The organism is Micromonospora pisi (genome assembly GCF_003633685.1).
GTDB lineage: Bacteria > Actinomycetota > Actinomycetes > Mycobacteriales > Micromonosporaceae > Micromonospora_G > Micromonospora_G pisi.
The window spans coordinates 7,277,447-7,288,292 of record NZ_RBKT01000001.1 but is presented as its reverse complement, the minus strand read 5'-3'; the positions used below and the strand labels follow the sequence as shown (position 1 = coordinate 7,288,292).

General features: G+C 71.6%; 1 protein-coding gene. It reads right to left on the bottom strand.

What is annotated here, in order from left to right:
• Nucleotides 1–3: 3 nt before the first annotated feature.
• Nucleotides 4–10,833, bottom strand: coding sequence for a type I polyketide synthase (locus tag BDK92_RS40555; RefSeq protein ID WP_121160002.1), 10,830 nt, complete (start codon nucleotides 10,831–10,833; stop codon nucleotides 4–6).
• Nucleotides 10,834–10,846: the final 13 nt, after the last annotated feature.

Genomic DNA, 10,846 nt, shown 5'->3' with positions numbered 1-10,846 from the left:
CCTTCACAAGCCGAGTTCGTTCTCGATGACATTCATGACCTCGTCGAGCGACGCGGTGTCGAGTTCCTCGTGACGTTCGCCCGGCGACCGCCGGTTCCAGGCCGACGCCAGGGCCGCCAGCCGTCCGCTGATCACCGGATAGGCCGGGGCTGTCATGTCCACCTGTGCCAGGGCCGCCTCGAGTCGGTCGAGTTCGGCCAGCACCGTGGTGGCCGAATCCGGCGCCAACTCGGCGACGAGATGCTCGGCCAACGCCGAGGGGGTCGGATGGTCGAACAGGGTGCTGCTGGGCAGCCGGAGACCGGTCACCCGGTTCAGCCGGTTGCGCAGCTTGACCGCGCCGAGTGAGTCGAAGCCCATTTCCAGGAAACCTTGGCCCAGATCGACTGTCTGTACGTTCGGGTGGCCGAGGACCTGCGCGGCGTGCACCCGGACCAGGCCGGCAAGGATTCGGTGACGCTGGGCCTGAGGAGCGGTCGCCAACCGGTCGCGAAGCCGCGCTGGCTCGTCATCGGTTGGCTGCGGCTCGACGTGGGATTCGGCCGTCTGGACCAGCTCGTCCAGCAGAGGATCCGGGTGTACGGCGAGCAGCCGCTGCCAGTCGACGTCGGCGATCACCACGTGCGTGTCGTCCTCTCCGATTGCCTGACGCAGTGCCGCGAGTGCCAGATCCGGTGTCATCGGTGACACCCCGCCCTGTCGGGACTGGCCACGTACCTTGTCGGCCATTGCCATGCCGCCCCCCGCCCACGGGCCCCATGCCACGGACGTGGCGATCAGGCCATCGGCGCGGCGCCGCTCGGCCAGCGCGTCGAGGTAGGCGTTCGCCGCCACGTAGTTCGCCTGGCCGGCGCTACCGAGCGTGGCGCTGAGCGAGGAGAACAGGACGAACGCTTCGAGCTCCAGCTCGCGGGTCGCCTCGTCGAGGTGTCGCGCTCCCAGCACCTTTGGCCGCAACACCCGGTCGAGTCTCTGTTCGGTGAGGGAGTCGATGACGCAGTCGTCGAGCACACCGGCGGCGTGTACCACCGCAGCCAACCGACCCTCGCTGGTGATTCCTTCCACCAGCCGCAGTACCGCGCCCCGATCAGTCACGTCGCACGCTGTCACCGTCACCCGCGCGCCGTACGAGATCAGCTCGGCCTCCAGTGCGGCGACGCCGGCGGCCCCGCGACCGCTACGGTTGGTCAACACCAGGTGCTCGGTGCCGGCACGGGCGAGATCACGGGCGAGGTGCGCGCCGAGCGCCCCGGTACCTCCGGTGATCAACACCGTGCCGGCCGGTCGCCAGGCGATCGGGGTCGGTGCGGTGTCGACCGGTGCCCGTACCAGCCGACGGGCGAGGACGCCGCCCGGCCGGATCGCCAGATCCGTTTCTCCCCCCGGGTCGGCGAGCACGTCGCACAACCAGCGCGACGTGGACTCGTCGAGCACCTCGGGCAGCTCGATCAGGCCACCCCAACGGTCCGGGTACTCGAGACGGATCACCCTGCCCAGACCTTGGACCAGGGCCTGTTCCGGTCCGCTCGCCCCGGTCGTCGCGCACCAGACGGAGGCGTCGATCCCCGCATCCGTGAGCGCCTGGACCAGCGCGACGGTGGCTTGTGCACCGGCCTCGCCGGCGAGGGCGAGCAGCGACAGAACACCGAGCGGCTCGACCTCCAGCGCGCGGAGTCGCTCGGCGTACTCGCCCCGGTCGCCGCCCACCGCGCCGAGTTCCACCCGTACGACGTGCGCGCCCCGCGCGGTGAGAGCGCTTGTCACCGCCTTGACCTGTGCGGCACCCGCGGCCTCGGCGGGTACCGCCACCAGCCAGGTCCCCGCCAGGCGGGTGGTGGCCGGGGTCGGCACCGGCTTCCAGACCACCCGGTGTCGCAGCGACCGTGGAGGGACCGTGTCCCGCCGGGCGTCGTCGGTCACCGCCGTCGGCCAGTACCGCCGTCGCTCGAACGGGTACGTCGGCAACTGGACGCCGGTCGACCGGGCACCGTCGTACAACGCCTCCCAGTCCAGCTCCCGGCCACGTACGAACAGCTCGGCCACTGCGGTCAGCACCTGCACCACCTCGGGGCGGTCCCGACGCAGCAGCGGGATCGCCGACTGCTCGTCCCGGCCGGCCAGGCAGTCCTCCACCATCGCCGACAGGACCGCGTCCGGCCCGACCTCGACGAACGTGTCGACGCCACGGGCCTCCAATTCGGCCACCACATCGGCGAACCGGACCGGCTGCCGCACCTGTCGTACCCAGTAGTCGGCCGTTGCCGGATCCGCCCCGGGATCGCTGAGCACGAGGGGGATCCGTGGCGGTTCGAAGACCACCCCCTCGGCGACCGACCGGAACTGTGCGAGCATCGGCTCCATCAGCGGCGAGTGGAAGGCGTGCGACACCCGCAACCGGCGGACCTTGTGTCCCTGCGCGGCCAGCTTCTCGGCGGCTTCGCCGACGATCCTGTCCTCGCCCGAGAGCACCACCGCTGCCGGACCGTTCACCGCGGCGATCGACATCCGCTCCGGGTGATCGGCCACAGCCTGCAGTACCTCGTGCTCGGCCGCCTGTACCGCCACCATCGCGCCACCCGACGGCAGTGACTGCATCAACCGGCCCCGCGCGGCGACCAGCCGACAGGCGTCAGGCAGGGAGAGCATTCCGGCCGCGTACGCCGCGACCAGCTCGCCCACGGAATGCCCGGCCACCACGTCCGGGCGGACACCCCACGACTCGACGAGCCGGAACAGGGCGACCTCGACCGCGAAGAGCGCGGGCTGGGTGTAGCCGGTCTCGTCCAGTGCAGTGGACTGGTCGACCGTTTCGCCGCCGTGGACGACCTCCCGCAGTGGCCGGTCCAGCAGCGGGTCGAGTTCGGCGCACACCGCGTCGAAGGCTTCCGCGAACCTGGGGAAGCGCCGGTAGAGGTCGGCTCCCATACCCAGCCGCTGCGCGCCCTGGCCGGTGAACACCATCGCCAGCCGCCCACCGGTACGTACGACTCCTCGCACCGACGGTGAGGCGAGACCGGCCAGCAGCTCGTCCCGCCCCTCACCGATCACGACAGCGCGATGCGGCAGCGCCGGCCGCGTCGTCGCGAGCGCCCGACCGATGTCCGCCGGTCGTACCATCGGGTCCGCCGCGACGCCCCGGGCCAGCCGCTCGGCCTGCGCCCGCACGACCGAGTCGGAGTGTCCGGACAGCGGCCACAGGGCCGGGCCGGGCCAGGCGGACGCCGATGGTGGTGGCGACGGATCGGCCTGTTCGAGGATCACATGGGCGTTCGTGCCGCTGATACCGAACGACGACACCCCGGCCCGGCGCGGTCGCCCGGTCTCCGGCCAGTCGTGCCGTCCGGTCAACAACCGCACCCCGCCGGCCGACCAGTCCACCTCGGGCGTCGGGGTGTCCACGTGCAGCGTCATGGGCAGCACGCCGTTGGTCATCGCCAACACCATTTTGATCACCCCTGCGGCACCGGCGGCGGCCTGAGTGTGGCCAAGGTTGGACTTCAGCGAGCCCAACAGGAGCGGACGATCGGCCGGCCGGTCCTGGCCGTAGGTGGCCAGCAGCGCCTGTGCCTCGATCGGGTCGCCCAACCTCGTACCGGTGCCGTGCGCCTCGACCGCGTCCACGTCCGCCGGTGACAGTCCGGCCGACGACAGCGCCTGCCGGATGACGCGCTGCTGGGACGGGCCGTTCGGCGCGGTCAGGCCGTTCGAGGCCCCGTCCTGGTTCACGGCTGAGCCGCGAACGAGCGCGAGTACCGGATGGCCCTGCCGACGCGCGTCCGACAACCGCTCCAACAGCAGCAGGCCCAGGCCCTCACCCCAGCCGGTGCCGTCGGCCGCCGCGGAGAACGCCTTGCACCGGCCGTCCGCGGCCAAGCCCCGCTGCCTGCTGAAGTCGAGGAAGGCCGTCGGACTCGACATGATCGTCACCCCGCCGACGAGCGCGAGGGAACATTCGTCCTGACGGAGCGCCTGCGCCCCGAGATGCAGCGCCACCAGCGAGGACGAGCACGCCGTGTCGACGGTGATCGCAGGCCCCTCCAAGCCGAAGGTGTATGCGACCCGACCTGACAGCACACTGGCGGCGTTACCGGTGACAAGGTGCCCATCGGCGTCCTGTCCGGTCGCGCCGAACAACCCGGCGTAATCCTGGCCACTGGTTCCGACGAACACGCCGGTGCGGCTACCTCGCAGGGAGTGCGGGTCGATGCCGGCCCGCTCGAGCACCTCCCACGACGCTTCGAGCAACAGCCGCTGCTGGGGATCCATGGCGAGCGCCTCACGAGGACCAATCCCGAACGGGCCCGGATCGAAATCGGCGACATCGCGAATGAAACCACCGGAGCGCACGTACGTCGTACCCGGCGTCTCGGGGTCCGGGTCGTACAGGGCGTCCAGGTTCCAGCCCCGGTCCGTGGGGAAGTCCACCACCGCGTCCGTGCCCGTGGCCAGCAGCGCCCACAGATCCTCGGGGGTCCGCACCCCGCCCGGGAACCGGCACCCCATCGCGACGATCGCGATCGGGTCGTCGCCGTTCACGATCGGGCCCGGCATCACGGCGACCGGCGCGGTCGCGGTGCCGGCGAGTCCGGCGTACACGTGCTCGGCCAGCGCAGCGGGCGTCGGATGATCGAAGATGAGGGTCGCCGGTAGGCGCAGGCCGGTGACGGAGTTGATCCGGTTGCGTAACTCGATGGCTGTCAACGAGTCGAATCCGAGGTCCTTGAAAGCACGCCTGGCGGACACCGCATCGGTCGAGGCGTGCCCGAGCACGGCGGCCGCTTGATCACGTACCAGATCAAGCAGGAAACGCTCCCGCTCGTCGCTCGGCACGGCCGCCAAGCGGGCGGCGAGCGGCGCCTCGGCGCCGCGTCCGCCCTTGGCCCGGACGCCGCGACCGGTACGGGTGCGGACCAGACCCGACAGCAACGCGGGAACCTCCGCCCGCCGAGCCATGGTCGTCAGGTCGAGCCGCAGTGGAGCCACCACCGCCTGGTCGACGCGGAGCGCCGTGTCGAGCAGTTCCAGTCCCTCGGCCGAGTCAAGCGCCAGCACGCCGCCCTGTGCGACCCGCGACCGATCCGTGCCGCTCAACCTCGCGGCCATACCACCCGGCTCCGCCCACAGACCCCACGCGAGCGAGATGGCGGGAAGCTGCCGCGCCCGACGCCACTGGGCCAGCGCGTCGAGGAAGACGTTCGCCGCCGCGTAGTTGCCCTGCCCGGCGCCGCCGAAGAGCCCGGCCGCGGAGGAGAAGAGCACGAACGCGGAGAGGTCCATGTCCCTGGTCAGCTCGTGCAGGTTCCAGGCCGCGTCCACCTTCGCGGCGAACACACGGGCCACCTGCTCCGCCGTCAGCGAGGAGACCACCCCGTCGTCGACCACGCCGGCAAGGTGCACGACGGCGGTCAACCGCCGGCCGTCGAGCAGCTCGGCGAGCGCCGTCCGGTCCGCGACGTCGCAGGCGAGCAGCGTGACCCGGGCACCGAGCGCGGTCAGTTCGGCCACCAGGTCGTCCGCGTGCTCCGCTCGCGGACCGGTGCGGCTGACCAGCAGCAGGTCGGTCACGCCGTGCTCGACGACGAGATGCCGGGACACCAGGCGGCCGAGGCCACCGGTCGCGCCGGTCACCAGTACGGCCCGCGCCGGGTCCAGCGCGCGCGGCATGGTGAGTACCACCTTGCCCACGTGTCGGGCCTGGCTGACGTGCCGGAAGGCTGCCCCCGCCCGGCGTACGTCCCAACCGGTCACCGGCAGCGTCTCGACGGCGCCCCGCTCGAACAGGTCCAGCATCGCCGTCAGGAGCTCGCCCAGCCGGTCGGGACCGGCCTCCATCAGATCGAACGCCCGGTACGTGACGCCGGGATGGTCCTGCGCCACACGCTCGGGCTGACGCACGTCCGACTTGCCCATCTCGATGAACCGGCCGCCGGGGGCGAGCACACGCAGTGACGCGTCCACGAACTCGCCGGCGAGGGAGTTCAGTACGACGTCGACACCCCGCCCCGCTGAGGTGGCGCGGAACTTCGCCGTGAACTCGGTGTCCCGGGACGACGAGATGTGCGCGTCATCCAGGCCCAGCTCACGCAGCACGTCCCACTTGGCGGGGCTCGCGGTGGCGTACACCTCCGCTCCCAGGTGCCGGGCCAGGCGGACCGCGGCCATGCCGACCCCGCCCGTACCGGCGTGCACCAGGATGGACGCGCCACTGGCCAACCCGGCCAGGTCCAGCAGGCCGTACGCGGCGGTCAGGAACGCGATCGGCACGGCGGCGGCCCGCTCGTACGACCACCCGTCGGGGATCCGGACAAGCGTCCGGTGGTCCGCCACGGCCAGCGGTCCGAATCCCGCGGAGAGCAACCCGAGCACGGCGTCTCCCGGTGCCAGCCCGGTCACCCCGGGCCCCACCTCGACGACCGTCCCGGCACCCTCACCACCCATCTCCGCGTCACCGGGATACATTCCGAGCGCGATCAGTACGTCACGGAAGTTCAGTCCCGCCGCGCGTACGGCGATCCGCACCTCGCCCGGTTCGAGCGACCGTGCCGCCGACGGGTGAGCCAGCAGGGCCAGGTTTTCGATCGTTCCCCTGGTCGTCACGTCGAGGCGCCAATGCGGCGTCGGTGGCGGAACCAGGGTCGGGCCGGCGGAGATCCGGGCGAGGCGGGGCACGTACAGGTGCTCGCCGCGAATCACCATCTCGTTCTCGTGCCCGGCGAGCGCCGCGAGGAACGCCGGCTTCGACAGTCCGTCGACGGGATCCAGGTCGACCAGCACGAACCTTTCCGGATGTTCCGCCTGGGCCGACCGCAGCAGGCCCCACACCGGTGCCAGCGCCAGGTCGAGCGGGCCGTCGCCGACCATCACCGCGCCCCGGGTCACGATGGCGAGCCGCACCGGCGCGAGCCGCTCGTCGGCCAGGAAGTCCCGCAGCGTACGGAGGACCTCCATCGTCGTCTGCCGCGCCGCCGCTGAGACGTCCGAACCGGCTGCCGCGCCAACGCAGAGCAGTGCGGTCAGCCCGCCCGGATCACCGGTCGCCTGGTCGGCGAGAGCGGCCAGATCCACGACAGCGGCCGTGACGGGAAGGTCGTACGGGTTCGTGCCCAGCACGACGGTGGGTCCGGCGGGGGTCGGATGATCTGTCATCCGTACCCAGTCCTGGTACAGCAGCGACTCGTCGCGTCCGGCAGTGCTGCCGAGTTGCGCGGCCGACACGGGGCGCAGCACGAGCGAACCGACCGATACGACCGGCTCACCGTCGGGATCGACCGCGGCCAGCGAGATGCCGCCGGCGTCCGTCCGGGCCAGCCGTACCCGCAGGGCGGTGGCCCCGGTCCGGTAGAGGTGCACGTCAGTCCAGGAGAACGGCAGTCGGCCCTGTTCGTCGCCGTCGTCGACCCAGGTGCCGAGCGCCAGTGCCTGAGGCAGGGCCGCGTCGAGAAGTGCCGGATGCAGATTGAACCGGTCGGCGTCGGCGTCGGTGTCGATCGACAGGGCGACGTCCGCGTACACCTCGTCACCGTGCCGCCACGCCGCGCGCACTCCGGTGAACAACGGACCGTAGGAGAAGCCGAGTTCGGCGAATCGGTCGTAGAGGTTGTCGATCGCGATCGGCGTCGCGCCCGCCGGGGGCCAGTTGGGCGGAGCGGGAAGTCGGGGCGGCAACGGCTGCTCGGCGGAAAGGGTGCCGGTGGCGTTCGCGGTCCACGTCGTATCGGGAGCCGCGCCCGCCTGCCGGCTGTGCACCGTCAGCGGACGCCGCCCGTTCTCGTCGCCAGGGCCGATCCAGACCCGCAGGTCGATCGCACCCTCCTCGGGCAGGACCAGGGGGTTACCGAGCGTGAGTTCCTCAAGGTGCGGACATCCCGCCTCGTCACCGGCGCGCAGCGCGAGCTCCACCAGGCCGCTGCCGGGTACGAGTACCGCCCCCAGCACCACGTGCTCGGTGATCCATGGCTGCGACCGGGCCGAGAGCCGGGACGTGAACAGCACGCCGTCACCGTCGACGAGTTCCAGCGCCGCTCCCAGCAAGGGGTGGCCCACCACATTCAGGCCGACCGAGTCGATCTCGTTGACCGCCCCAGCGGGGTTGCTCAACCAGTAGCGATCTCGTTGGAACGCGTATGTGGGCAGGTCGACCAGTCGCGCGCCCCGCGTCGCGTACAGAGCGCTCCAGTCCAGGTCACGGCCCCGTACGTAGAGCTCTCCCAGCGCGGTGAGCACCTGGTGCTCGTCGGCTCGGCCGGCCCGGAGCGTCGGAACGACGTGGACGTCGTCGACCCCGCCAAGGCACTCGGCGACCATCGGCGCGAGTACGGCGTCCGGGCCCAGCTCGACAAACGTTCGTACCCGGGAACGTAGGAGCACGTCCACCGCCTCGGCGAAGCGAACCGGCTCCCGCGCGTGCCGGACCCAGTACTCCGGTGTGCACAGCTCGTCGCCGGCGAGCCGACCGGTCAGGGTGGACACGATCGGGAGACGTGGTGGATGGAACGTCACCTGCTCGACCACCTCCCGGTACCCGGCGAGCATCGGATCCATGAGCGGTGAGTGGAAGGCGTGCGAGACCCGCAGCCTGCGGGTCCTGCGTCCGATGGCGGTGAAATGCGCCGTCACCTCGGCCACCCCGGTCGCGTCACCGGACACGACCACGGACCGGGGTCCGTTGACGGCCGCCACACCGACCTGCTCCGCGCCGCCCGGCAGGGTCGCCAGCAGCTCGCCCACCTCGTCCTCGGTGGCCTGCACCGCCGCCATCGCCCCGCCCTCCGGCAGTGCCTGCATCAGCGCGCCCCGGGCTGCCACCAGCCGGCTCACGTCGGGCAGCGACAGCACGCCGGCCACGTGCGCGGCGGCGAGTTCACCGACGGAGTGCCCGGCGAGGTAGTCCGGCCGCAGGCCCCACGACTCGGCCAACCGGAACAGGGCGATCTCGAGGGCCAGCAGCGCGGGCTGGGCCGAACCCGTGCCACCGAGCCGATCCGGGTCACCCATGATGGTCTGTCTGACCGGCTGGTCCACCCACCGGTCGAGCTCGACACACACCCGGTCGAACGCCTCGGCGAAGGCGGGGTACCGATCAACGAGGCCAAGTCCCATCCCCGGCCGCTGAGCGCCCTGTCCGGTGAAGAGGAAGGCCAGCCGGCCGCCGGTGCCAGTCACGCCCCGGATGGCGAGTTCGTCCAGGGCGGCGAGGAGTTGCGCCGGCTCGTCCCCCACCACGACAGCTCGGTGGTCCAGGCTCGCCCGGCTGTGGGCAAGGGACCAGCCGACGTCGACCGGCCTGACCGAGCTGTCCGCCGCGAGGTGGTCACGGAGGCGGCTCGCCTGCCCCAGCAGGGCCTGCTCCGACCTGGCCGACAGCGGCCAGAGCACCGGTCCGGCCGGCTCGGGAGGCACGTCGTCGGGACCGACCGGCACCGGCCGCACGGCGTTGGATCCGGCCGTCTCCGCCTCTTCGAGGATGATGTGCGCGTTGGTGCCGCTCGCGCCGAAGGACGAAACGCCGGCACGCCGGGGCCGGCCGAGCACGGGCCATGCCCGCGTCTCGGTCAGCAGCCGCACCGCACCGGCCGACCAGTCGACCTCAGGGGTCGGCGTGTCGACATGCAGGGTCCGGGGCAGGAGCCCGTGCCGCAGCGCCAGCACCATCTTGATCACACCCGCCGCCCCGGCTGCCGTCTGGGTGTGTCCGATGTTGGATTTCAGCGATCCGAGCAACAGGGGGCGGTCGGCCGGGCGGTCCTTCCCGTACGTGGCCAGCAACGCCTGTGCTTCGATCGGGTCGCCCAGCCTGGTGCCGGTACCGTGCCCCTCGACCGCGTCGACGTCAGCCGACGACAGGCCGGCTGCGGCCAGTGCCTGCCGGATGACCCGCTGCTGGGCCGGGCCGCTGGGAGCGGTGAGACCGCTGCTCGCACCGTCCTGGTTGATCGCCGAGCCCCGGATCACCGCGAGCACCTCTCGGCCGTGTCGCCTCGCCTCCGACAGCCGTTCGAGTACGAGCACGCCCGCGCCTTCGGCCCAACCGGTACCGTCGGCCGAGGCCGAGAACGCCTTGCACCGGCCGTCGGCGGCCAGTCCCCGCTGCCTGCTGAAGTCGACGAACGCTCCGGGATTGGACATCACGCTCACGCCGCCGGCGAGCGCGAGAGAACACTCGCCGTGCCTCAATGACCGCACCGCGAGGTGCACCGCCACCAACGACGACGAACACGCGGTGTCGACCGTGACCGCGGGCCCCTCCAGCCCGAGGGTGTACGAAATCCGGCCCGACGCGACGCTGATCGAGGTGCCGTTGCCGAGATAACCGCCGACGTCGTCCGGCACCGCGTCGAGTCGGGCCGCGTATCCGGCCGCGCCGAGTCCGGCGAAGACGCCCGTGTCGGTGCCGTGGAGGGAGTACGGGTTGATCCGGGCCCGCTCCAGTGCCTGCCACGACGTCTCCAGCAGGAGCCGCTGCTGCGGATCCATGGCCAGTGCCTCACGCGGCGAGATTCCGAAGAGCTCGGCGTCGAAGTCACCGGCGCGATCGAGGAAACCGCCCTCCCTCGCGTACGTCGTGCCGGGGTGATCCGGGTCGGGGTGGTACAGCGCGCCGATATCCCAGCCCCGGTCGCCGGGAAAGGGTCCGACCGCGTCGCGCTCCTGGATCACGAGATCCCACAGCGCCTCCGGGCTGTCGACGCCGCCGGGCAGCGCGCAGGCCATGCCCACGATCGCGATCGGCTCGTTGGCGGCACCGGTCAACCGTTGGTTCTGCTGTTTCAGCCGGTGCACCTCCTTCACGGAATCGCGCAACGCGGCAACGATCTCCTCGGTGGATGTGTCCATCAGCGCTTCGTAC